Source organism: Caldicellulosiruptoraceae bacterium PP1 (genome assembly GCA_041320695.1).
Classification (GTDB): Bacteria; Bacillota; Thermoanaerobacteria; order Caldicellulosiruptorales; family Caldicellulosiruptoraceae; genus JBGGOQ01.
In genome coordinates this window covers 351154-375049 of the sequence record JBGGOQ010000002.1, presented here as the reverse complement: position 1 = coordinate 375049, position 23896 = coordinate 351154, and the positions used below count along the sequence as shown (strand labels likewise).

The 23896-nt window shown below is 28.0% G+C and carries 23 protein-coding genes and 1 pseudogene; 2 read left to right on the top strand and 22 right to left on the bottom strand.

Annotation, left to right across the window (positions count from 1 at the left end):
* Positions 1 to 74: 74 nt before the first annotated feature.
* From ACAG39_05335 to ACAG39_05280, 12 genes are all read right to left on the bottom strand, one after another.
* Positions 75 to 1058 carry a coiled-coil domain-containing protein gene (locus ACAG39_05335; protein MEZ0536659.1) on the bottom strand — a complete coding sequence of 328 codons (984 nt, stop codon included), beginning with the start codon at positions 1056 to 1058 and terminating at the stop codon, positions 75 to 77.
* Positions 1059 to 1152: 94 nt separating this feature from the next.
* Positions 1153 to 2550 carry an MFS transporter gene (locus tag ACAG39_05330; GenBank protein MEZ0536658.1) on the bottom strand — a complete coding sequence of 466 codons (1398 nt, stop codon included), beginning with the start codon at positions 2548 to 2550 and terminating at the stop codon, positions 1153 to 1155.
* Between the two features lie 108 nt (positions 2551 to 2658).
* Positions 2659 to 4059, bottom strand: a complete 1401-nt coding sequence (gndA, locus tag ACAG39_05325; GenBank protein ID MEZ0536657.1) for an NADP-dependent phosphogluconate dehydrogenase — start codon at positions 4057 to 4059, stop codon at positions 2659 to 2661.
* A gap of 14 nt (positions 4060 to 4073) precedes the next feature.
* A complete protein-coding gene (locus ACAG39_05320; protein ID MEZ0536656.1) occupies positions 4074 to 5573 on the bottom strand; it encodes a gluconokinase in 1500 nt (499 codons plus the stop codon).
* Positions 5546 to 5710: a hypothetical protein gene (locus tag ACAG39_05315; GenBank protein ID MEZ0536655.1), complete on the bottom strand. Its 165-nt coding sequence runs from the start codon at positions 5708 to 5710 to the stop codon at positions 5546 to 5548. Before ACAG39_05315 ends, ACAG39_05320 begins: the two co-directional genes overlap by 28 nt.
* A gap of 32 nt (positions 5711 to 5742) precedes the next feature.
* Positions 5743 to 6039 (bottom strand): Athe_2463 domain-containing protein, encoded by a 297-nt coding sequence (locus ACAG39_05310; GenBank protein MEZ0536654.1) that lies wholly within the window; start codon positions 6037 to 6039, stop codon positions 5743 to 5745.
* Positions 6017 to 6214 (bottom strand): hypothetical protein, encoded by a 198-nt coding sequence (locus ACAG39_05305; protein MEZ0536653.1) that lies wholly within the window; start codon positions 6212 to 6214, stop codon positions 6017 to 6019. Before ACAG39_05305 ends, ACAG39_05310 begins: the two co-directional genes overlap by 23 nt.
* A gap of 253 nt (positions 6215 to 6467) precedes the next feature.
* A complete protein-coding gene (locus tag ACAG39_05300) occupies positions 6468 to 6713 on the bottom strand; it encodes a hypothetical protein (protein ID MEZ0536652.1) in 246 nt (81 codons plus the stop codon).
* A gap of 23 nt (positions 6714 to 6736) precedes the next feature.
* On the bottom strand, positions 6737 to 6967 hold the full coding sequence (locus ACAG39_05295; protein ID MEZ0536651.1) for a YgiT-type zinc finger protein: 231 nt from the start codon (positions 6965 to 6967) through the stop codon (positions 6737 to 6739).
* Positions 6968 to 6985: 18 nt separating this feature from the next.
* A complete protein-coding gene (locus ACAG39_05290; protein ID MEZ0536650.1) occupies positions 6986 to 7993 on the bottom strand; it encodes a type II TA system antitoxin MqsA family protein in 1008 nt (335 codons plus the stop codon).
* 23 nt (positions 7994 to 8016) lie between these two features.
* A complete protein-coding gene (locus ACAG39_05285; GenBank protein MEZ0536649.1) occupies positions 8017 to 8304 on the bottom strand; it encodes a type II toxin-antitoxin system MqsR family toxin in 288 nt (95 codons plus the stop codon).
* A 180-nt stretch (positions 8305 to 8484) separates the two neighbouring features.
* A complete protein-coding gene (locus ACAG39_05280; protein MEZ0536648.1) occupies positions 8485 to 8976 on the bottom strand; it encodes a hypothetical protein in 492 nt (163 codons plus the stop codon).
* On the opposite strand from ACAG39_05280, the gene ACAG39_05275 reads away from it, so the two are divergent.
* Both ACAG39_05275 and ACAG39_05270 read left to right on the top strand, forming a co-directional pair.
* Positions 8945 to 9229 carry an SNF2 helicase associated domain-containing protein gene (locus ACAG39_05275; GenBank protein ID MEZ0536647.1) on the top strand — a complete coding sequence of 95 codons (285 nt, stop codon included), beginning with the start codon at positions 8945 to 8947 and terminating at the stop codon, positions 9227 to 9229. The genes ACAG39_05280 and ACAG39_05275 overlap by 32 nt on opposite strands.
* Positions 9195 to 9962: pseudogene (locus ACAG39_05270) on the top strand (DEAD/DEAH box helicase). The gene ACAG39_05275 and the pseudogene ACAG39_05270 overlap by 35 nt, the downstream one beginning before the upstream one ends.
* Positions 9963 to 9988: 26 nt before the next feature.
* Here ACAG39_05270 and ACAG39_05265 read toward each other — a convergent pair.
* The 10 genes from ACAG39_05265 to ACAG39_05220 form a co-directional block, all read right to left on the bottom strand.
* Positions 9989 to 11251, bottom strand: a complete 1263-nt coding sequence (locus ACAG39_05265) for a Wadjet anti-phage system protein JetD domain-containing protein (GenBank protein ID MEZ0536646.1) — start codon at positions 11249 to 11251, stop codon at positions 9989 to 9991.
* Complete coding sequence (locus ACAG39_05260) at positions 11223 to 14651, bottom strand: ATP-binding protein (protein MEZ0536645.1); 3429 nt, start codon at positions 14649 to 14651, stop codon at positions 11223 to 11225. The genes ACAG39_05265 and ACAG39_05260 overlap by 29 nt, the downstream gene beginning before the upstream one ends.
* The gene (locus ACAG39_05255) at positions 14648 to 15298 is read right to left on the bottom strand and encodes a DUF4194 domain-containing protein (protein ID MEZ0536644.1); all 651 of its coding nucleotides are present in this window, start codon (positions 15296 to 15298) and stop codon (positions 14648 to 14650) included. The genes ACAG39_05260 and ACAG39_05255 overlap by 4 nt, the downstream gene beginning before the upstream one ends.
* Positions 15291 to 16703: a Wadjet anti-phage system protein JetA family protein gene (locus tag ACAG39_05250; protein ID MEZ0536643.1), complete on the bottom strand. Its 1413-nt coding sequence runs from the start codon at positions 16701 to 16703 to the stop codon at positions 15291 to 15293. The genes ACAG39_05255 and ACAG39_05250 overlap by 8 nt, the downstream gene beginning before the upstream one ends.
* A 195-nt stretch (positions 16704 to 16898) precedes the next feature.
* Positions 16899 to 17363 carry a pyridoxamine 5'-phosphate oxidase family protein gene (locus tag ACAG39_05245; protein MEZ0536642.1) on the bottom strand — a complete coding sequence of 155 codons (465 nt, stop codon included), beginning with the start codon at positions 17361 to 17363 and terminating at the stop codon, positions 16899 to 16901.
* Between the two features lie 28 nt (positions 17364 to 17391).
* Positions 17392 to 19071 carry a hypothetical protein gene (locus ACAG39_05240; GenBank protein ID MEZ0536641.1) on the bottom strand — a complete coding sequence of 560 codons (1680 nt, stop codon included), beginning with the start codon at positions 19069 to 19071 and terminating at the stop codon, positions 17392 to 17394.
* A gap of 167 nt (positions 19072 to 19238) precedes the next feature.
* Positions 19239 to 19628, bottom strand: a complete 390-nt coding sequence (locus tag ACAG39_05235; GenBank protein ID MEZ0536640.1) for a YkvA family protein — start codon at positions 19626 to 19628, stop codon at positions 19239 to 19241.
* A gap of 74 nt (positions 19629 to 19702) precedes the next feature.
* Positions 19703 to 20347: a DNA alkylation repair protein gene (locus tag ACAG39_05230; protein ID MEZ0536639.1), complete on the bottom strand. Its 645-nt coding sequence runs from the start codon at positions 20345 to 20347 to the stop codon at positions 19703 to 19705.
* Between the two features lie 473 nt (positions 20348 to 20820).
* Positions 20821 to 23436, bottom strand: coding sequence for a heavy metal translocating P-type ATPase (locus tag ACAG39_05225; GenBank protein ID MEZ0536638.1), 2616 nt, complete (start codon positions 23434 to 23436; stop codon positions 20821 to 20823).
* A gap of 51 nt (positions 23437 to 23487) precedes the next feature.
* Positions 23488 to 23853 carry an ArsR/SmtB family transcription factor gene (locus tag ACAG39_05220; GenBank protein ID MEZ0536637.1) on the bottom strand — a complete coding sequence of 122 codons (366 nt, stop codon included), beginning with the start codon at positions 23851 to 23853 and terminating at the stop codon, positions 23488 to 23490.
* Positions 23854 to 23896: the final 43 nt, after the last annotated feature.

Below are 23896 nucleotides of genomic sequence, written 5' to 3'. Positions count from 1 at the left end.
CTCCCTGTACAGTAGACACTAAGCATATCACTTGTTGGGCAGTCCCTAATAAATAAACTTAATATTAAAATCTATTATCTCTTACCTTTTCCTTTACCCTTTTCATTTTCTTTTTTATTTTCTTTTTTTTCATTATTCTTATTATCTTTATTTTCTATTGATGGTAGTTTTATTTTTGGAATTGCATTTTTTAATGTTATATTGATCTTATCAGAAATATTGGTATAAAGAGTTTTAATTTCATTTATTTTATTTACTTTCTGATTATATAAAGCAATTAAATCATTAAGTTTTGTTACCATACTATTATAATTTTTGTCTTTTTTAGCTTGCTCATATTCTTTTACCTTATTTTTTATATTAGTATTAATTGCTTCTATTTCAGCTTGTTTTGCTTTTACTGTTGGTTGAATTTGGTCAAGTAAAACTTTAACGTTATATACTGCTTGATTAACTGTTGCAGTTTCTTGTTTTTGATAAGTATCCCTTAATGTATTGTATTCATTTAATTTTTGTTGAAGATCTTTTGTTAGCTTTTCAACATCTATTTTCTTTCCATTCTTTATTTGTTTTTGTATATCTTGTATTGTCTTGTTTAAATCTTCTAAGGATTTTTTTAGTTCATTAGAGAAAAATTTGTGATCCTTAAGCTGAGCAGTTTTGATATATGCATTTATTTTAGCTCTTAAAAAATTTACTTCGGCATTTGTTTTATTAAATTTCATCTTTAAAGTATTTATCTGCATAATTAAATTAAGTATATTTCTTTTTTGTTCTTTGGTAAGGAAATTCCCTTCAGTTAGTTTTGTATTATCATCACTTATTGGAGGAATAATTGTTCCAGACTGATTATTGTTGTATGTGTTCCCATAAGTTGTAGAATATGTGGTAGATGTAGTTGTTGCAGTGTCATATGTTGATGAATAGGTTGTGCTATACACAGTATCTGATACTGTAGAAGTTTGATTAGTATTTGTTGAAGTAGTATCAGCAAATACATTTAAAATTGTTAAACTGAACGCAATTAACATTACAATTGATAAAATTCTTTTTTTCATTAAAAATCCTCCCCAAAATAAATATTTTTATTTTATACTTTAATATTACCAACAATATTAGTTTTTTCAGTAAAATTAATATTAAAAATTTGTATTAATTTTCATTTGCATTTTTCCTTTCAACCCTCACAAGCGATGCTAATATACCAAAAATTGATAAAATAAAGAAAACCGCAAAAATCAACTTAAAACTATTCATTAGAGCTATTTTATCAAATAGTCCTTTTGTGCCTTTGAAAAATATTGAAAATACTATTGAAATAATTGCCATACTAAAAGCTTGTCCTACAAGCCTCATTTCAGAAATTATAGATGAAGCAATTGAAAAAAACTCTTTTTTTACTGAGGACATTACAACATTTGTATTTGGTGAAGAAAATAGCCCAAATCCTACACCCATAATAATTAAATTAATATAAAGTAAATAAAATGGTGTATTTTGAGTAAATGTTACATAAATTAATAGTCCTATAGATAAAAGAATCATGCCTAAAGTGGCAATTATAGTTGGATTCTTTTTTTCTGATATTCTCCCTGATAAAATGGAAAGTATAATTTGAAATATAGGCTGTATTATCATAATAATACCTGCAGCTTTCGCATCTATTCCTTTTACATTTTGTAAATATAATGAAACCATATACCCAGCACCATAAGTAGCACAATAGTTTATAAGTGCTGCTAAGTTTGAAAATATAAATGGTTTATTATTAGAAAATATCTTAATATCTACCAAAGGATTTTTTACATTTTTTTCTACAATAATTAATAATACTACGGATAAAATCCCTAATATAAATAGTATTTTATTAATTATAGAATATGAAAATGTAGATGCACCATACATAAGTAAATTTAATCCTATGATAGCGAATAATGAACCTTTTATATCAAAATCTTTTAGGCTAATTAACTTTTCCTCTTCTATTATTTCTTTCTTTGCAATAATGATAAGTAGAACACTTATAAGACTTATTATTGCTGAAAAAAGAAAAATACCACTATAGCCAATACTATCAATTATAATACCACCAACAAATGGTCCTAATGATATTCCAAGGTATACAGCTGCAGTATTATATCCCAATAATCTACCCCTATATTGAGGTGGATTATGAGAAATAAGTATTGGCATTGAAGTTGCAAAAATAAAAGATGAAGATGCTCCTTGAATACATCTGAAAATTATTAAGCTTAAAAAACCCTTTGATAACATACAACCAACAGAAGATATTAAGAATAATATATTACCAAACAAAAAAAGCTTTGAGCGTGAAAAACTATCAGCTATTTTGCCAATTGGTAACATAAAAGCAGCAGAAAAAAGGATAAAAGATAAAACAATAAAGTTTGCTTCTATTGCGTTTAAGTTGAGTTCCTTTGCTATCTTTGGCACAGCAATATTTACTGCACTTGACATAAACGGAGCTAAAAATGAAGAAAATATGGTAGCAATAATTATTTTTGAATTTAATCTTTGGTTTATTTGCAATTTTTATTTCATCTCCTTAAATATAGTATGGTATTTTATTATTAGCTGCAATGTTATGCATACTACTTATAAAAAATTATCCATTCTAAAAGACTATTATATACTTATTTAATACCATTTAGTATGAAAAACTCCTTCTTTGTCTATCCTTTGATAAGTATGACCTCCAAAATAGTCACGTTGTGCTTGAATTAAATTAGCAGGTAATCGTTCACTTCTGTATAAATCATAGTATTGTAAAGCTGAAGCAAAAGCTATAACAGGAATTCCATTTTTAATAGCCATCACAAGCACACTTCTCAAGCCATCAATGGTTGATTCAATTTTTCCCTTAAAGTATTCATCCAAAAGTAGGTTATTAAGATTTGGATTTCTTGTGTATGCCTCTCTTATCCTGTTTAGAAATTGAGCCCTTATTATACAGCCACCTTGCCATAATGATGCAATTTTATCAAGCTTTAAATCCCAATTATATTGTTTTGAAGCAATACTTAATATATCAAATCCTTGTGCATATGAACATATTTTTGCGGCATATAGTGCATCATGAATATTATCAATAATTTGGTTTTTATTGTTATAAACATTAACATCCACACCTTTTAATAGCTTGGATGCTAAAACTCTTTCATCTTTTCTTGCTGAAATAATTCTCGCAAAAACTGCTTCAACAATAGTAGGTGAAAAAGCCCCTATGTCTAATGCTTCTATAGAAGACCATTTACCTGTTCCTTTTTGCTGAGCTGTATCCAAAATTAAATCAACAAGAGGCTTACCTGTTTCTTCATCAATTTTGCCCAAAACATCAGCTGTAATTTGAATAAGATATGAATTTAATTCGCCTTCATTCCATTTAAGAAATACTTTCCTAATCTCACTTGTAGATAATTTAAGTAACTCTTTCATAAGAAAATATGCCTCGCTAATAAGCTGCATATCTGCATATTCAATACCATTATGTATCATTTTGACAAAATGCCCTGCTCCATCATTCCCAATATAATCACAGCATGGAACTTCATCAACCTTTGCAGCAATACTATTAAGTATACCTTTCACAGCATCCCATGCTTCAAAAGAGCCTCCAACCATTAGGCTTGGTCCTTTTCTTGCACCTTCTTCACCACCTGAAATTCCAACACCAAGAAATCTTATTCCTTTTGCTTCTAAAAAGTAATATCTTCGAATTGTATCCTTGAAGTAGGAATTACCACCATCAATAACAATATCATTACTACTTAGATAAGGAAGTATAGTATCAATAACTTCATCAACAACTTTTCCTGCAGGTACCATTATAATTATAATTCTTGGTATTTTAAGTGATTCAATAAAATCCTGAACATTTGAAAATACATTTATTTTTTTATCTTTGCTAAGAGAAATCATTTTGTCTACTGCTTGTATGTCATTGTCATATGAAGATACAGTTAGATTTTTTTCTTCAAGATTTAAAACTAAATTTCTTCCCATAACACCAAGCCCAATAACACCAATATCAGAAAGCATAAAAAACACCCTTTTCATTGAAATTTTTTTAAATTTTTAAATTCATCTTTTAAAATGTTATACAGCCTTTTATATATTATAAATAATTCTTTATATATTTCATAATTATTTTGATCTGGATAAATTACTTTTAATTCAGGCATATATTTGCTTAATTCATCAAATGATTTAATATACCTAAGTGCATAAAATCCGAGTATTGCAGCACCTAAACAGGTATTTTCATAGTCGTCTGTTACAATTACCTTTTTATTAAATATATCTGCAAGAATATTAAGCCATATATCAGATTTTGTAAACCCTCCAGTTGCAAATATTTCATCTATGTTGCCAGTTAAATCTTCGATAATATCACATATATTTTTAAGGCCAAAGATAACCCCTTCCATTAAAGACTTTAGAATATGCTCTTTTTTATGTGTTATATTAAGCCCAAACAAAACCCCTTTAAGCTCTGAATCCCAATATGGTGCCCTTTCTCCTAAAAGAAATGGAAGGCTAATTAGTCCATCTGAACCTGCCTTAATCTCTTTTAAGCTTTCTTGTAGCTTTATTAAATCAAACTCCTTATAATTTTTCTCTATAATATCTTCAGTAAACCATTTATATATAATTCCACCATTATTTATTGAACCACCAATAATATAATAACCTTCAGTAAGGATATATGAGAAAAGACGTCCATATTCATCAATTACTGGTTTATCAGATGTAACCCTGATAGCACCGCTTGTACCAATTGTTACAGAGGCCCTGCCCTTCTTTATTATATTACAACCAAGGTTTGCTAAGCACCCATCACTTGCTCCAATAACAAATGGAATATCTTTTTTTATATTTAAAAAATCAGCATATTCTTTTTTCATACCTTTTATAATATGTAATGGCGAAACAATTTCTGAAAGTTTATTATGTGTTATGCCTATAAGATTAAGTGAGTGGCTATTCCATTTTAAATTGAAGATATTAAATAGCCCTGTTGCTGAAGCAATTGAATAATCAACTATATATTCATTAAATAGCTTAAGAATTATGTATTCTTTAATAGAAATAAATTTATATGTTTTATTATAAATCTCTTTTTGGTTGTCCTTAAGCCATAGTATTTTGCAGAGTGGAGACATTGCATGTATAGGTGTTCCTGTGTTTTTGTAAATTTCATCACCTATTTGAGTTTCTTTTAGGCTATCTGCATATGATTGGCTTCTATTATCTGCCCAGATGATTGAATTGTATAGAAAATTACCATCCTTATCTACAGGTATTATGCTATGCATAGCTGAGCTAAGAACTATAGCTTGAAGTGAATAAGATTCATTTATATTGTTTACTACATATCTTATAGAATTTAATACTGCATTTAAAATCTGGTCAGGATTTTGTTCACTCCACAATGGTTCTGGATGATATATAGGATATTCAAAAGACATTTTTTTAATAACTTTTAAGTTAATATCAAAAGCAACAGCCTTAGCTGATGTTGTTCCTATATCAACGGCAATAATATAATCCATATATACTCCTTCTTTCCATATTTTTCTGCTTGGTTTAGTATCATTGCTGAACTAGAAAAATCTGCTTTTGCTTCTGTTTCTGTTTTATATATTGTCGATAATGCTTGTTCTAATGAGTTTCCTTTTTCATCTCTCAAGCTATCTTTATTTTGATATGCTTGGTCATATATTAGCTATCTGGCTTATTATACCCATTAGCAACACTGCATATCTGTTTTGCTGTTGCGTTGTTCCATGGATTGCTCACAAGCTGTGTGCTTGCTGTTACAGGGATATATCCGCCTTCTAAATCTGCTGGGAATTGTTGGTCTGATATTACATTGCCATTGACATCATAGCCAAGGTATCTGAAATATCCCCTTGTTGCTCCACTTGTCCCGCTTGTTGCTAAATGCCATACCCCATTTGTTTGGGTTGCATAGAAGTATCCATTTGCTACTGACTTAAAGCCTGCTTGGGTAGTCAAGAGGCTTATCTGGTTTTACTCCTGCACCTAACATTAGTGATGTTACAAACTCTTTTGCTGTTATATACTCTATCTTGTTTGTAACTGTTGTTATTGCCTTTGTTATTGTCCCTGCTTGTGCTGTCATTGATAAAAACATTGTTAAAACTAAAATTAGTGATATTAGTTTTTTCATCTGTATCAACCTCCTTATTATTGTTTTACCATGATTTTTAAGTTTGTTATGGTAGTTTATATTTTTTTGTTTACTTTCTAATTATATTTTACCATATACCACTTCCATTTCTTTTATACTTTTTTTAGGTTTACTTATTATTTTAGTTTTTATATATGGTTCACTATGTTTACATTTTATAATTACAATATAATTATATAAAAAAATAACCACAATGAGTTTTATCTCACTGTGGTTAACTTTCTTTAATTTTCTAATTTATATTAGAATTTCTTATCTCTTTAACCTTTTCTACTTCTATTTCTGTGAGTTCTGCAATTTCTTCATCATTAAAGCCTTTTTTGATTAATTTCTTTGCTAATTCAATCTTGGCTTCAAGTTTTCCTTGTTGTATTCCTTGTTGTATCCCTTGCTGTATTCCTTGTTGTATTCCGCTATTATATTGTCTTGCAATTGTTTCGTCTAATATTTTCCCTACGTTTGATACAAACTCACCCATTTGAACATACCACCTATTATTATTTACGCTGCTATATCTGCATAGTTTGCAATAACTATTTCTGTCTTGTTTTTTAATAGTTCGTCTACTATTTTTTCAAGTTTTAAAGCTATTTCATTATCAATAAAATACTCACCGCATTGTTGACATACAAGTGCAGGAACATTTTTAATTATTATTATTTTATTATTAATGTCAATAATATGATTTACTTCTCCTTGTTTTAGACTTGCTTTACACAAAACACACTTCATTTATTATCTCTCCTTGTTTTATATAAAAAGTCTAATATCATTAGCATATTCGTATGTTATTAGTGATTTTATAGGTATTTCAATCCATGCTTTTTCTTGATGTGATAATTTTGATAATGAATTACATGTTTCGTTTTTTAGCTTATTTATAACATTGTTAATAACTTCTAATTCATTTTTAGAAAATATAGTTAAATCGTAATTTTTGTTGCTTTTTATTATTATTATCGTTGCTCCTTCTGAAGTTTCTTTTTCAATTACAGTATATTTTTCGCTTGGATAATCTATTATATCTCTATACATAAAATTCTCAATTACTGGACCATGTTCATACTTCATATATCTTAACCCTGTTATTGAACGCAAATATCTTTTAAAATAAGTAAAGTCGATATAAAATAATATTTTATTTAAACTTGTTTGATATAAATTATCTACTTTATCAGCAATATAGCTTATTAGATTTTCTAATTTATCAAAATCAAACTTTCTAAATCCATTATATATACTTTCTTCATGTGTCAAACTCTTATTTAAAATTTTTCTTTTCATTTTTGCTATTGTATCAGAAAATTTATTCGCAATTTTTTGATATGTTTTTTCTCTTATTCTCTTATTTATAAATGCTTCATCAACCTTTTCTTTAAATATTTCTTCGTTCTTTATCATCAGCTTTAAATAATCGCTATGACTCTGTGAAGGTAAAGAGCCTCTTTCATATCTATTTACAGTCATCTTCCCCCAACCAAGTATCTCTCCAAGTTCCCTTTGCGATAAATTATACTTCTTTCTTAATTTCATTATTTCTTCTGGAGTAATCAATTCTGCAACTTTCCTATATTTTGAATATAATCTTTTTAGATTTTCTTCCTCAATTTCATTAACAAATATATCTGTTCCACATTTCTTACATTGAGCAATATTCTCAATGACATTCACTTCTTTACCTTTATATTCCTTAATTATATTTTGCCTTATTGAATATTCAACATATTCATTGCAACTTGGACAATACGCTTTGTTCACGTTATTCACCTCACAATTTCAAATTATTCTTCATCTTCATGAAATGAAATACATACAACCTCATTAGGTGGGTCATGTCTAATCTTAATGTATATTGTTACTTCCAAATAAGAATTGTTCTTGAATACCCATATATCGCCTTTGTATTTTTCGTTATAATCTTTTTCTGGTCCTTTTATGTAGTCTTTTGGTTCTAACTGCAAAAGTATCTCTTTTATATCTTCTATTAATAAACCATGCTCTCGCATGAACCTAATATTTTTATCCCTATTAACAAAACGGAATTTCCCTACTGATATTAGCTTCTTAATATCTAATAAATATTGTCTTATTATTTTATCTTTTATCGGTTGTATTTTAACCCCCTTCTTTCGTCAGATTAATAATATTATTCTTTATTTATATTATACCACTTATTTTTTATTTTTGCCATCATTTGAAGGCAATATTTGAATTGTATATAAAAAAGACAGGACTTCTCCTGCCTATGATTATTGACTAAATTTATGCCATAGTTCTTTTCTTACTTTTGAGTATAGCATATTTACATCACTTGCTATTTCAATATTTTTTATATCTTTGATTATTTGTTCAATTTTATTAACATCCAGTTCTATTAATTCCATTTCATCTGGCATTGATAATAATTGGTATTCTCCTATTTTATCTTTAATGCCTCTTACATATAACCAGTCTACATATGCTTTCTCTGGACTTGCTATATAAGAATTTGTAAACCTATCAAAGCTATAACCAAAGAATAATTCTTGTGGTATATGGTTGTATTCAATAGCTACTTCACGAATTGATGTATTGTAATCATTCCTTGTAGTTACAAAAGTCATTGTATAGCACGCCTGAGGAAGAACATTGTGATTATTAAGTGCCTTTTCTAAAGATAAATAAGATGGTGGATACAATATTGTTGCACATTCTTCTAACGTAGGATTGGTGAAAGGATTAATATATATACCTTCTTTCAACCTATCAATAATTTTCTTATTTTCAATTAAGATAGAATTTGATTATGATAAACCAAAATCTAACCATAATTTAAATAAAATTATTCCAAAAGATTTAATTAAACAAAAACAAATTGAGGAAATTTTTATATCTTTCCAATTTAAAAAAGAAGGAAAAAATAAATTTTATCTATATGATGATGATAAAATTTATAACTTTACTATAAATGGACTACCTTATATTAAGAAGGTTAAAATCAGAAGTTTTAGATGAACTTCCTGAAAAGATTGAAAGTAAGATTACAGTTGAAATGACAAGTGAACAAGAAAATATATATAATTCTTATCTGATAAAAGCAAAACAAGAGATAGAAAAAGAAATTTTGGAAAATGGTTTTGAGAAAAGTCAAATAAAAATATTATCAATACTAACTAGACTAAGACAAATATGCTGTCATCCCTCACTATTTTTAGAAGATTATAATAAAAATTCTGGAAAGCTTGAACTACTCGAAGAATTGGTTTCGGCTTCTATAGAAAGCGGGCACAGAATACTTATTTTTTCACAGTGGACTGAAATGCTTTCTATTATAAGATCAAGGCTTGAAAATATGTCAATAAATTGTTTTTATCTTGATGGTTCAACAAAATCAAAAGACAGAATGGATATGATAAATAGATTTAATAGTGGTGAAGGACATGTATTTTTAATATCATTAAAAGCAGGGGGATTTGGGCTAAATCTTACTGGTGCTGATGTTGTAATACATTATGACCCTTGGTGGAATCCCGCTGTTGAAGGACAGGCAACTGATAGAGTTTATAGAATTGGGCAAAACAAAGCTGTTCAGGTTTTTAAGCTTATTACAAAAGGTACAATTGAAGAAAAGATTTTTGAACTGCAACAAAAAAAGAAAGACTTATTTGATGCAGTAATAAAACCTAACCAAACATTTTTATCAAAAATAAACCAAAAGGAATTAATGGAATTAATAGCTGGATTATAAAATCCAGCTATTAAAATTATTAATAATTACCAACTCACCAAATATGCTTCCTGTTCTAAACGAGCTTTATTTTGTAGCATTAAATTTATCAATCCATAAAATAATTCATAATCAGGATTTTTAAGTAGTTTCATTAAGCTCTCTTCATATCTTTTATCAAATGTCATCCAATACTTTTTATTTTCAATAAATGTCTTTTCATCCATCATATATGGCTTAAGAGAAGGAATTATATTTTTCTTAAGTCTAACAAATATTCTAAAACCACCTATATCTATATCAGACCAATGTAAATACTCAATATTTTTATCTTTAGAGTAGTTATAGAGTTTCGTGAAAAAAGTCTCTTTTGTTGGGCTATAAAAGCCTCCATGATAGATAATTATTTCATCATCTTTTTTATTTTTTAGGATATAATTATAATAATTTGTCTTATTCTCTATAAAAAGGACTTTATTAATGCCATAAAACTCAATACCATTTATATCTTTAACTGTTTTAGAGTTTATTGAAATACCATCTTTAAAAACAGAAAAATCAACTAAAGTATCTCTTATTTTAAGCCCAATATTCCCACAAAAGCTTATTTCTTCTGGATTTTTAACTATACCAACTATAGATAAAATCTCATCATCAGAGGGTTTATCTATTTCATCAACAAATTCATCAAGTGCATATTTCTTTATAATATCAATAAGCCTTTTTTTAATATTCCTCTCAAAATATTTAGAATCACCATAAAGTTTTATGCTAAAAACTCTCTCTAAATTTTCTTGTTCTTTATTATTGCAAATCTCTTTTAATGCCTTAAGTAATGCTTGAATTTGGTTAATATCCTCAGGAATAAATACGCCTGTTTTCTTTTTTGTTTTTATATAATTATAGGTTTCACTTATATAGTTTTTTATAAATTCTGGTACTTTTTCTTCTTGTACTTCATTTAAAAAACCTTCAAGAAGTTCCAAAATATTTTCAATTTTATCCCTTTTAGGCTGTCTTTTAGTTATTTCATAAGCTAACTTGATGTTCTCTAAATTTAGCCATACTTTTTCGATAATATTCCCTTTCTCAAACCTTTTCCATTCAAAGTCTATACATCCTATATCCTTCAGTTCAAATATTATAGAATTAATAAGTTCTTTAATTTCTGGTTTTTCAATATCATACTCCAAAAAATCTTTAGATAGCATATTAATAAGTATTCTTCTGTTGCTAACACCATCAATGTAAGATTTACTTTTTTCATACTTATCAAGTAGCCTATTTAATAACAGATTCTTGTAATCCATCTATCTCATCCTCATCTAATTTTCTTGCATCAAAAGCTCTTACAATTGTTGCGTTAGCATTTCTTATAACACATAGGTTTCTATCAACTAATGTAGCTATATCAGCAATTTTTTCTGGTGGAGCTGAGATTATTGCCTGTAGTTTAAACTTTCTTAAAAGCTTTATACTTTCTCTAATCCTTTCGCTGTCCATTTTATTAAACGCCTCATCAAATATTATAAGTCTTGATGTGTTTGAAGCATTTCTATCCTTTACCCTATAAAGCTGTGCAAAGGAAGCTAAAACAGATATATAAAAAGGTGTTTGTGTTTCACCACCTGATTTTTTGTGTAGAGTTTTCGAAAGCCTTTGCTTTCTATCTTCTGCATCAATAACCTCTAAATCAAAGTTAAGATAGGTTCTGTAGTCGGTATATCTTTTGATATTTTTCTCTATCTCAGCCCTTTTATCAGCACTGCTCTCAGCATCATCTAAAGTAATTAGCATAAAAAGTTCATCAATTGCTTCCTTGTGTTTTTGTCTAAATACTTCTGCAGAAATATTGTTGTATCCATCAAGTAATAATGGATCTGTAATCATTTCATAGTATTTTTTGTATTCTGATTTAGGACTAACAACAAATCTATACCTATCATCACCAAAATTACTTTCTTTTAGGGCTAAATTTAGCTCATCTATCTGTTCATAAACAGTTTCAATACTTGATTTAAGTTTTGCAAGAAAATCATCTCTAAATTGTTCAAAAGCCTTAATTCTTGCATCATTTATCTTTTCTTTGTATTCGGGAAGTTTTATCTCTTTGAGCTCTTTTAGTTCCTTTTCATACTGATCATTTTTAATATTATTAATATCATAAGACATTTTATAGTCTCTATTATATTCAGCTCTTCTACTTACAAGTTGATTCCATCTATTTTCCTTTTGATTTCTTGATTTTCCTAATTGTGTTGAATAGCTTCTTTCAACATCAGATGGATTTAGTTTTTCATTAAGTTCTTTTAAAAATCTTGGTTCACCTTTATCTTGAATAAACTCTTTTGTATATCTTTCTAAAATTGCTTGAGAATGTTCCATAATTTTGCCTTCTAACTCTGGTATGTCTTTTTGCCTAATAGCATTAATTGTTGTATTAAGCTCAACTATTTTATTACTTTTTTCTCTTTCAGATTTTTCTTTTTCCTGTATAAATTTTTTTATCTCTTTTATCTTTTCATCTAACTGTATAAGCCAAGAAAGATCAAGCGTATTTAGCTCACCATCTAAGTCTTTAAGTTTAGCTTTTAAATTAATAATCAAATCATAATTAGATAAATTGGTTACAATATCTTCAATCTCATTTTTATTAATAACATCAAAGTTCCATATATTTTTTACTATATCAAAAATATATTCAAAATTTCTTTTGTTAACTGTTAACTCTTGTTTTTCTATTGTCTTTCTATTTATTTGTTCTTCAATGGATTTCTTGCCTATATATGGACTTTTCCATCTTTCAGGATTTAACTGCCTTGCTACATAGTTTTGGTATAACATACAGCTATCTGTAATAGCTATTTCAAACTTTCTTAAATCCTCAACCTTATCACATTTTATCACTCTACCTAAAATATAATTTATATAGTATCTTGCATATATGTTGTCTGTTACAACTTCTTGTGCTAAACTGTTTGGTTCAAATTTAGGCTTTTTTTCTAAGATTTTACCAGTATCAACCAAACCAATATCATAATAGCCTTTTTGATTTTTTAAATGGTCATAAATCTTAAGAGCATCTAAAAAATACTCTGGTTCAACAATAAGATAAAACTTCTGTGTATGAAGATAAGCCTCAATTGCATTTTTCCATTTTTCATCTTTAATTTCAAGTAAATCTGCCAAGATATGAACTTCTATATCTTTCATGTATTTTTGGGATAATCTTTGCTTTATTTCATTCTTTAAATCCAAAAGCTTTTTATCATAAGGCTTTATTCCTTTTTTTAGATTTTCAATCTCCTCATTAATAATCTCAAGACTTTTTCTATTTTGTTCTATTAGATTAGAAATCTCGTAATAAAGCTTATTTGAAAGTTCCTTAAAGCTACTTATACTTTCTCTAACACTTTCAAAATAATCAATTCCAAGCAATTTCAATTTTTCAATATTAGATTTTAATAAATCATTTGATATAGAAATAACAATATTTGAGCTTTCAACTATATTATCCGTAATATTAGCAATATAGTATTTATTTAAAAAATCCTTTATATCTTTATGAAAGCTTTTTTGTATTTTTACAGCTTTATCTTGCCATTTTAAAGCATAATCTTTAATATTATTTATTGTTTTGCTTAAACTTTTATTAAGGTCATTTATTTTACTTTCTATATCTTCTTTTTCCTTTTGGATTTCATTAAATCTTTTACCTATATCTGATGAATTTTTTGTAATAATTAAACTTTCCTCTTCTTGTTTTAGTTTTTTTATCTCATTTTGAAGAAGCTCTTGTTCAGCTTTTAGTCTATCAATATTGTCCTGCATAGTCTTAATATCTTCATTATATTGTCTTAATTTAACAACAAGTGCCTCTTTTTTTGCTCTTTCAATAATATAGCTATATAAATCATACCTTTCTTTATCTTCTAAAAATTGTGAGTAAATATTACTAATATCTTCTAAAAGCTCAATCTTTTTTTCAATCATATCTGCATCAAGTTCTAACCGTTTATAATACCTTATATTTTCTTGCATAGGCTCAATATTGATATTGCTTTTTACATCGCATACATATTCTGTAATAAATTTTTCAATATCTGTAATTGGGGTAAATGAAACAGCCTTTTTAAAAAGACTAAAGTATTTATTTTTAAGCCCGCCAAGCTTGCCTTTTAAGGCTTCTTGGTAAGAGCGATTGCTATCAAAAAAGTTAAATTTATGTTTTTTATATGTTTTGGAAAGATAAGTTCGCAAATCTTTTATAGACATTGGGATTTTATTTATAATAAATCTATTATCAGGAATAATATCATCTAAAATAAAAAATTTATGGTCATATGTTTCATCGTCAAAACAATCAAAAACAACACCAAGAGTAAAGCTTGATTTTTTGGTATAATCAAAGAATTCACAAGCTATGTAACTTGTAAATCTTCCTTCTCTTAAATATTTATAGCCTATATCTCCATCATCACCAATCTCACCTTTTAAATAGCCTTTGAGTGTTCTTTGAGATTTGTCATTTGCAGCCTTGTTGAAAAAATAGCCACTGGTATCTCCTAATAATAGTAGTTGAAGTGCATCAATTAAAGTAGATTTCCCTGAGGCATTTTTCCCAGTTAAAAAATTTATTGTATCAAATTCTATAAGCTCATTCCAGTAATAATGCCAGTTTATTAAAAGTGCTTTTTTTAAAATCTTCATATCTCATCTTCTCCTCTAATGAGAATATCACTATTTTCTTCCTCAATTTCATCATCATCAATATTTAGAATATCATATAGCTTAGATATCTTTTCATTTGTAACAACAAATAAAATAGAAGGTAATATTAAAATCTTTGCCTCTGGGTCCTCCCATGTCCTATCCAATTTTTGGATTATATTGTGATTTGAAAGTAGTCTAAATGAATCAGAAATATCTTTGTCTGACATCTTTTTCTTTATCGCTCCTAAAGTTATAAGTTTATGAATAACTTGCCCTACTGTTGTTAAAACCTCATTTCTAAGTGTTACCTTTTCTCTTTCTTCTTCAAATATTAATCTTAATACATAAATAATCAATGTGGTATTTCTATCAAGTTTTATCCTGTTATAGTCATATCTATTGTAAAGAGATATAACACCATAATTATTATCTTTTTGTAAATCAAAGCCTACTACTGCTAAATATCTACAAAAATATTCAAAGTTACGCTCCACAAACCGGTATTCTGGATTAACCTTCAATCTTTCTTCTTTTATATCATATATATCTCTAACAATAAATGTTTTTGATAAAAGGAAGTTTATAAGCCTTGTAAACTCTTCTCTTTCTGAATTAGTAAACTTATCAAAACCTATATCAAGCATTTTTTAAACCCTTTCTTTTAAATATAACAAATGGCACTTTATATCCATTATTAATTAAATAATCATTAGTAACTTCTATTGAATAAAAAACATTTTTATCACTGCTTTTTAGTATAGCAAATATTAGTAAAATAAACTGTTGGTCATTTTCTATTATTATATCTTTGGTTGTGATAACTTCAAGTTCTCTCATAATGGATTTTACAAATTCCATAACTTTAGCATGTGAATAAAGACTTTTTGCCCTATCTATAAATTCTTCAAGCAGTAAATTGTCTTCAATATCAATTTCTTTTATCTCCATAGGTTTTTGGTCTTTTTTCTTTGCTTTTGCTGCTCTTATAAAAAGTGAGTTTTCATCTAAAAACCCTTGTTTAAATAAATCAACTGTTGATGACATCATCTCAATATGCTTATCCTTATTGTCTTCATCTAATTCAGAGAGTTTTGATAGCATTTTTACAATCTTTCCTTTTATACTTCTATCAATATTTAACATATATCTCATCTTTTCAATTGAAGCCCTTGTATAACTTGAATTTCTTTGATCAATCTGTTCTAATATATCATTAATACCTTCATAGATATCTATAATTTCATTTAGCTTTGAAATAATATCCTCCATAGCTTCATCTTGTGATTTGTATTTTCCTCTTTGAATTGCTTGATATGCAATCTTTTCCTTTATATTATTGTCATCAAGCCAGCTTTTTAGAATCTTCAATATTGGTATTCTATATTTAGGTATTGAATCAAATGTTTTTAGTGGATGGTATACCCTATCAAACACCAAATTTTTATAATCATCAAAATGGCTTTTTAAAATTTCATTTATAGAGATATAATTGTTTAATTCTTGATGAAAGCGTCTTATGTTGTTATGTAATGTTTTTAGCTCGTCCAATAGATTAATAGTATTTTCATATGCTGTTTTAAAAAAATCATAAAAGTTATCCTGCTCTTGATTAGCAGTATTAAGTAGTGAATAGGTTGAATATACATAGGAGTTATACTCTTTTGTTTGAATATCCACAAAAGAATATAGTAGATTTATAATTTTAATTGAATAATCAGGTAGTGTAACTATCTCATCAAATGTATCTTCTTTGTATTCTAAATCTATCCAACCAGTTTCTTTAAGCCTTCTTATTAAGAAGTGAGCTATACTTGAAGGGTTTTTATCATTTTCCATACTATTTTCAATTGCTTCTTCTTCATCAAGCTCAATCTCTAAAAGCTTTTGGTCAAGCTCTGATATAATCATTGAAACAAGGTCTGATTTATTAATTGTCATCTCTTGTTTAAAAGCTTTTCGTAGTGTAAATAGTGCATCTACGTATATATCTTTATTTTTTGATGATAAAATTGAGAATAGATTACTTGGTAAAACCGAAAATAGCTGCATTATTGAAATTAACTCCCTTGGTATATTATGAGTTTTTTATAATTATACCATAAAGAATAAGTGATAATAATCTGTTTTGAATATTAAAACAATACTATAATATCTTTATAATCTAAAAATAAATTATGTTATCCTTTTAAATCAATTTAGGGTAGTAATCCAAAAATACTACCCTAAATATATTACTTACTTTAACTATTTATTTGCCTTACCAGTAATAGCTTCAATAGATATTTTTATGATTTTTACTTTATCATCGGTATTTTTTATGTACTTTTTCCCCTTTTCTATATATTGTTCTGAATATTTCTTTAATAATGCTATAAATGCAGAGTATTTTTTGTCACCATTAACTTCACAAGCTTTTCCAAAGGCTATTACACTTTCATACTTAGTTGTAAATCTTTCTGGAACATTCTCTACTTTCCCTACAACGCAAAATGAAACCTTATCATTATTTCTTATATTATCTAATTTATGGCCTTCTGATGCACAATGAAAATATATATTATTGTCCATATATACATAATTTAATGGCACACCATAAGCATAGCCATCCTCTCCTACCGTTGATAAAATCCCATATTGGCATTTTTTGAGTAACTCGATTGCTTCATCTTTGTTCATTTTTCTATCCTGTCTTCTCATTTCTCTGAACATTCATTTAGCCCTCCGTATTTTCTTCCTTTTATTCTTTTAGCATTTCAGAAATATCAATAAATTCATCTGCTTTTATTGTTTTTCCTTTATATTTTTTAATTAATTCAACATTATTGTCTTTAGTCCAAATATCTACAATTTGTAAAATATTCTTATCTTGAATATAAATATATTTTATATAAGAAGATAAGATATAGTTTGAATCATACTGATTATCTTTAAAGTATATATTGCCATTTTCATCTACTTTTTCAATATATATTTGTCCATTGTTGTTAAAATTTCCTTCTTGCTTTTTTAGAACCAGGTTAAAATTATTATTGTCACTCATATCATAATATCCAATGATAGTTTGCAATGTATTATCTTTTTTAGCTATATATATCTTATTATCAATAATATAAATGCTTTCAAGCTTTGACTCTCTTTCTATAATATCAGCAATTTTACTTGACCATAATAAATAGTCTTGATTATAAACCTCCTTTAACACTTTTTGTATATCATCTTTTGAATACATTTCCTCTCTTCCAGGCTGAAAAGATAAAACAGTAATAGTTTTTTTATTGGCAATATATTTGTATTTTTTATATCCATAATGACTCATACCTTCATCCCACATCTCAGTAAATACTATATTTCCCTCATTATCAACACTATCAATACAATATATATTACCACTTGGATAATGTACATTATCTCCATATTTATTCAAAACTCTTTTGTATTCTCCTGTTGCAAGGTCATAATAGCCAATTTCTGAACCTGCTGGTATATGATATGGAATGTTGTTTTCAAAAATTGTTTTAGCAACATACAACTTATTATTAATAAGATAAATATCTATAAAGCTTTTATCAAAGAGTTTTATGAATGTTGAATCAGGAATAAATATATATGTTTTATTTATTGGCATATAGAAAAATAGATTACCTCTTTTTAGAAGTAACTGAGATACATATTGTTGATTATCAACAGAAGTCAAATCCGGCCAATAATTATCTATAACATCATTATTTGTAAATAATATACTGTCAAAATCATCTTTTCTCAAATGATATTCACTTATTTTCTTTTTGTCATCATATCTTATATAAAACTGAGTGTTAGGTGATAAGAATAATATCTTTATATGGACATCTTTATTCCCATAAGTAATTATTTTTTCTTTATTTGTTTTTAAATCAAGTTGGTACAGTTTATGTTCTTGAAAGGAAAAATCATTATTACCATTTTTAGATTTAAAATATATGATTTTATTTTGAAAAGTAAAAGACATAGATTTATAGGAAATTTTAAGATTTTTATCTCCAATAATTGTTTCTTTTGTTCCATTTGTAAATTTGATATATCCGTTATCAATAAAATAATAAAGGCCATTATAGTATGTTAAATACAACCAATCAATAGCATTATTTTTTCCAGTCGAAAGATAATATATATCATTCTTATTAGGCGAAGCTATTTTTCTTTCTTTTAAAATATCTTTAGAAACAATGTATAATGACTTATCCTTACCTGCTGCTAAAAGATATTTAGGATTTTTATCAATAAATTTCTCGAATTTTATTTTGCTTCTAATATAGCTTTTACCTGTGGTCTTTATCAAATATCCATTTTTATCAATAGAAAACTGTGATGAGCCATAGGCTATTATGGTAAATAGACACATATACATAATGACTAATGCAGATAAATACTTTTTCATTTTTCAAAACTCCTTTCTCTATTCACTTTTAGATTAATAATTTTATTGATTTAACTTCCTTTCTTTATTTCAAAGTATCTATCTGAGGCCTTATGAAATTTGTTTCAACATGCAAAAAATAAATGCACTATTCAATATCTAGTTCATATATATCAATTATATGAAATTCATTTTACTGAAAATATCTTGATTGCTATTAAACCAATTATTGCCATCCATATAATTATAATTATTGCTCCAGCTACCCAATTTTTAGGTTTGCCATCCTTAAAAACGTCTTGTGCCTGTAATCTACATTCTTGCATAATATGTGGAGGTATCATTTTTATAGCTAATGCAACACCTAATGGAATTAAAACAAGGTCATCCAAATATCCTAATATTGGTACAAAATCAGGAATAAAATCTATTGGACTTAATGCAAAACCTACCACTAACAACGAAAATGCTTTTGCATACCAAGGCACATCAGGTCTTTTACAAGCTATATATAAAGCTTTTATTTCATTTTTTAGACTTTTTGCTTTGATTTTTAATTGATTAAAAAATGTACTCATTAATTTTTTAATCCCTCCAAATCATCATTCATTAATATTTGTATAAATAAGTGATTATTGTTTTTAATTTTTAACTAAAGATATTTACTCGCTTCTTTTACGCTTAATGGATGTAATTTATTGTTAGTAAGAAACTGCTTAACCCATTCCTTGTTAGTTTTTGAATATTGCCGCAAAGCCCAACCAATTGCTTTATTTATAAAAAATTCTTTCGTATCGCAGTTCTTAAGTATTGCCTGGCTTAAAATGGTTGTATCAGTTTTCTCCTTATATTGCAGTTGAAAATTAATTGATATTCTCTTAAGCCAAATATTTTCACTATCTATCCATCTAATAATAAAACTATCTTTTAATTCAGGATATTTAAGACAAAGATATCCTACAATTGTATCAAGATAATCTACGCTATCCCACCATGAGTTTGTAATAATAAGTTTTTCAATTTTATACATATCATCAGGTTGCAATAACTCTTTAACAGAATTTAAGTAATCTAAAGCTAAATAATGAAATTCTCTTTCTGGCATATTATAACAATTAAAAATAAACTCCCAGTCGATTTCTTTTTCCATTTTCTTTTGTATTAAAAAATCCTTTGAAAGTGTAGCCCTTAACGGCTTTGGTATTCCTAAAAAAGAAAATTTATTTTTCATATATGCTGACATTTTTTCAGCATTTTCTTCATTTCGTGCACTATAAAAAATCTCAATTATACCCATGCTATATTCACCTACATTTCTAATTTTTTGTACTTTTTCTGACTTGCTAACCTAATTCATCCCTAACTTACTTCACAAAGTAAATAACCTCCAAAATGCTTTTTATCTTTTTTCATTGCATTATGCGCATCTTTTTATAACAATTGTATCATACAACTGATATTTAATGTAATAATCTTCTCACCCATCCCTTATCTATGGTTTACCATTTAAGATGATGGAAAGTATTTGGATTGAAATTTATATCTTCTGGAGAAAATATTGCACTAGGTGCTAGACATGCAAAAAAGTAATGAAAAACTATAGATGATATAAAATGCATTAGTAGGCATATTTAGGGCTTGCATCCTTCTTAAACCATATGGGTACTTTTACCTGCTGCTTATTAAACTTAACACCTGATTCTGGATTATAAGTGGTAATGTAAATGTTCATGCCTTTAAAAAATGCAGCCCCAAAAGGCTGCACCTTCCTTAAATATTTTCAATCTTCATAACCCTCATGGCATTTAAAACTGCAATTAATGCTACTCCCACATCTGCAAATACAGCTTCCCACATTGTAGCAATGCCACCTGCTCCTAACAGAAGTACAATAATTTTAACCCCTAAAGCAAATCCAATATTCTGCCATACAATGCTTCTTGTTCTTTTAGCAATCTTTATAGCGCTTACAATCTTTGAAGGCTCATCAGTCATGATAACTACATCAGCAGCTTCAATTGCAGCATCAGAACCAAGCCCGCCCATTGCAATACCAATGTCTGCCCTTGCAAGTACAGGGGCATCATTTATACCATCACCTACAAATATTAATTTTCCTTTAGGTGATTTTTGCTTATCAAGTAGCTCTACTTTTTCAACCTTCTGATCTGGTAGAAGTTCTGTATGGACTTCATCTAATCCTAATTCTTGTGCCACCTTTTCTCCTACCTGTTTACTATCTCCAGTCAGCATAACAGTCTTTTTAATCCCTATTGCCTTAAGACCTGAAATTGCATCCTTTGAATCCTCTTTTATTTCATCGGATATTACTATATACCCTGCATATTTTTTATCTAAAGCAACATGAACTATTGTTCCTACTTCGTCAACTTTATCATATCCAATGTTTTCTTTATTCATAAGTTTAATATTACCTGCAAGAATCTCTTTACCATTAGCTTTAACCCTTATACCATAGCCTGATATTTCTTCATAATCAGTAATATCATCTTTATTAATTTCCTTGTTATATTCATTTAAAATGGATGTTGCAATAGGATGATTTGAATAACTTTCTGCATATGCCGCATACTTTAATAATTCATCTGGAGTTACTCCCTCTTTAGGACTTACCTTTGTAACTTTAAATACACCCTTTGTAAGTGTTCCTGTCTTATCAAATACAACTGTATCAACACTATTTAGGGCTTCCAAATAGTTACTTCCTTTTACAAGTATTCCGTTCTTTGACGCACCACCAATTCCTCCAAAGAAGCCAAGAGGTATTGATACAACTAATGCACATGGACATGATATTACAAGGAACACAAGTGCCCTGTAAATCCAATCAGATAACTGTGCTCCAGGAATTAAAAGTGGTGGTAAAATTGCAAGAATTAAAGCTACGATAACAACAACAGGTGTATAATACCTTGCAAATTTAGTTATGAAGTTTTCAGTTGGTGCTTTTCTGCTTGTTGCATTTTGTACTAAATCCAATATTTTTGCTACTGTTGATTCTCCAAATTCCTTTGTAACTTCAATTGTTAAAACACCATTTGTATTAATAAAACCTGCAAGTACATTACTTCCTGCTTCAACTTCTCTTGGCACTGATTCCCCTGTTAATGCAGATGTGTTTACCATAGATTTTCCTTCAAGCACCTTTCCATCAAGAGGAATCTTTTCTCCTGGCTTTACAATAATTCTATTTCCAATTTTCACATCATCAGGGTCAACTCTTTTTTCATCATTCCCAACAAGCAAGTTTGCATAGTCAGGTCTTATATCCATTAGAGCTGATATTGACTTTCTTGAACGGTTTACAGCAATATCCTGGAAAAACTCTCCCACCTGATAGAAAAGCATTACTGCAACACCTTCTGGAAATTCTTTTATTGCGAATGCACCTATTGTTGCTATAGCCATTAAAAAATTCTCATCAAAAACCTGACCCCTTGCAATATTTTTAGTAGCTCTTAATATCACCTCACCACCAACTAAAATATAACTTACAAAGTAAATTGAAAATTCCACCCAGAATGAAAAATCAAATATAACTCCAATTCCGAATAATACTGCAGCAATTACCAGCCATATAAGTTCACTTTTGTTGAATTCTTCAACTTCTTTTTTATCCTTTAAAGTCTTGATGTTTTCTTTTGTATCTTCAACGATACTCATATCAGGCTCTATATTTTTAATTATCTTTGCAGCTTCTTCAATGATTTTTGGCCATTCTCCATCATCAATTTCAATTGCAACCCTCTTTGTTGCAAAATCAACTGAAACTGCCTTTACGCCATCTATCTCACTTATACCCTTCTCTATCTTTGCAGCACAGTTTGCACAATCCAAATTAGATAATGTAAAAGTCTTTTTGGTAATTTTACCATTATCAGTAGCATGAGATTTTTTATCTTCTGCTTCAATTACCTTAATATCAGGCTCAATCCTTTTTACAATCTTTTTGGTCTCACTTATTATATTGTCTAAATCATATTTGTCGTGTGTTTCAACATAAAGCTTCTTTGAAACAAAATCAACTGAAACTGCCTTTACGCCAGCTAAGTTTCCAACTTCTTTCTCTATTTTCGCTGCACAATTTGCACAGCATAATCCCAAAAGTACCAAAACTTTTTTTGATGACTTTGATATGTTTTTTTCCCTAATATTTACACCAGGTTCTAATCTATTTACAATTTTTTTAGTCTCATTTAATATTTCATCTAATCTATCTTTGTTACTTATCTCAATGGTAAGTGTTTTATCTATAAAGTTTATAGAAGCCTGTTTTACACCTTCTATGGTATTTACCTTTGCTTCTATTTTTGTACCACAATTCGCACAATCTAAACCATCCAATATTAATTCCTTCATTAATATTTTCTCCAAAGAATTCCTGTCCCCCTTACTATTTGATTTTTGATGGCTTTATTATTCTTTTACATGAATCAAACCCTTATCGAAAATCTCTTTTATGTGTTCATCATCAAGGGAATAATAAACTACCTTACCATCCCTTCTGTATTTAATTAACCTTGCCTGCTTTAATGTTCTTAATTGGTGTGATATTGCAGACTGGCTCATACCAAGGAGTGCTGCTATATCACATACACACATTTCAGATGTTAATAAGGCATTTATTATCTTTATTCTTGTTGCATCACCAAAAACTTTAAAAAATTCTGCAAGGCTTATTACATGGTTTTCATCAACCATGTTTTCTCTAACCCTTTTTACCACATCTTCATGTATTATAGTACAATTACAGATCTCAAAATTAGTTATTTCTTTATCCATATAATCACTCCTTATGAATAAACATATGAACAATTGTTTATAT

Bases quoted from the DNA above. Each gene is read 5' to 3' on its own strand.
- ACAG39_05300 (MEZ0536652.1), bottom strand. From the start codon at position 6,713: ATGGGTGAGTTTGTATCAAACGTAGGGAAAATATTAGACGAAACAATT.
- gndA (MEZ0536657.1), bottom strand. From the start codon at position 4,059: ATGCTTTCTGATATTGGTGTTATTGGGCTTGGTGTTATGGGAAGAAAT.
- ACAG39_05230 (MEZ0536639.1), bottom strand. From the start codon at position 20,347: ATGGGTATAATTGAGATTTTTTATAGTGCACGAAATGAAGAAAATGCT.
- ACAG39_05220 (MEZ0536637.1), bottom strand. From the start codon at position 23,853: ATGGATAAAGAAATAACTAATTTTGAGATCTGTAATTGTACTATAATA.
- ACAG39_05240 (MEZ0536641.1), bottom strand. From the start codon at position 19,071: ATGAAAAAGTATTTATCTGCATTAGTCATTATGTATATGTGTCTATTT.
- ACAG39_05305 (MEZ0536653.1), bottom strand. From the start codon at position 6,214: ATGAAAAAACTAATATCACTAATTTTAGTTTTAACAATGTTTTTATCA.
- ACAG39_05320 (MEZ0536656.1), bottom strand. From the start codon at position 5,573: ATGGATTATATTATTGCCGTTGATATAGGAACAACATCAGCTAAGGCT.
- ACAG39_05235 (MEZ0536640.1), bottom strand. From the start codon at position 19,628: ATGAGTACATTTTTTAATCAATTAAAAATCAAAGCAAAAAGTCTAAAA.
- ACAG39_05295 (MEZ0536651.1), bottom strand. From the start codon at position 6,967: ATGAAGTGTGTTTTGTGTAAAGCAAGTCTAAAACAAGGAGAAGTAAAT.
- ACAG39_05260 (MEZ0536645.1), bottom strand. From the start codon at position 14,651: ATGAAGATTTTAAAAAAAGCACTTTTAATAAACTGGCATTATTACTGG.
- ACAG39_05335 (MEZ0536659.1), bottom strand. From the start codon at position 1,058: ATGAAAAAAAGAATTTTATCAATTGTAATGTTAATTGCGTTCAGTTTA.
- ACAG39_05265 (MEZ0536646.1), bottom strand. From the start codon at position 11,251: ATGGATTACAAGAATCTGTTATTAAATAGGCTACTTGATAAGTATGAA.
- ACAG39_05250 (MEZ0536643.1), bottom strand. From the start codon at position 16,703: ATGCAGCTATTTTCGGTTTTACCAAGTAATCTATTCTCAATTTTATCA.
- ACAG39_05255 (MEZ0536644.1), bottom strand. From the start codon at position 15,298: ATGCTTGATATAGGTTTTGATAAGTTTACTAATTCAGAAAGAGAAGAG.
- ACAG39_05245 (MEZ0536642.1), bottom strand. From the start codon at position 17,363: ATGTTCAGAGAAATGAGAAGACAGGATAGAAAAATGAACAAAGATGAA.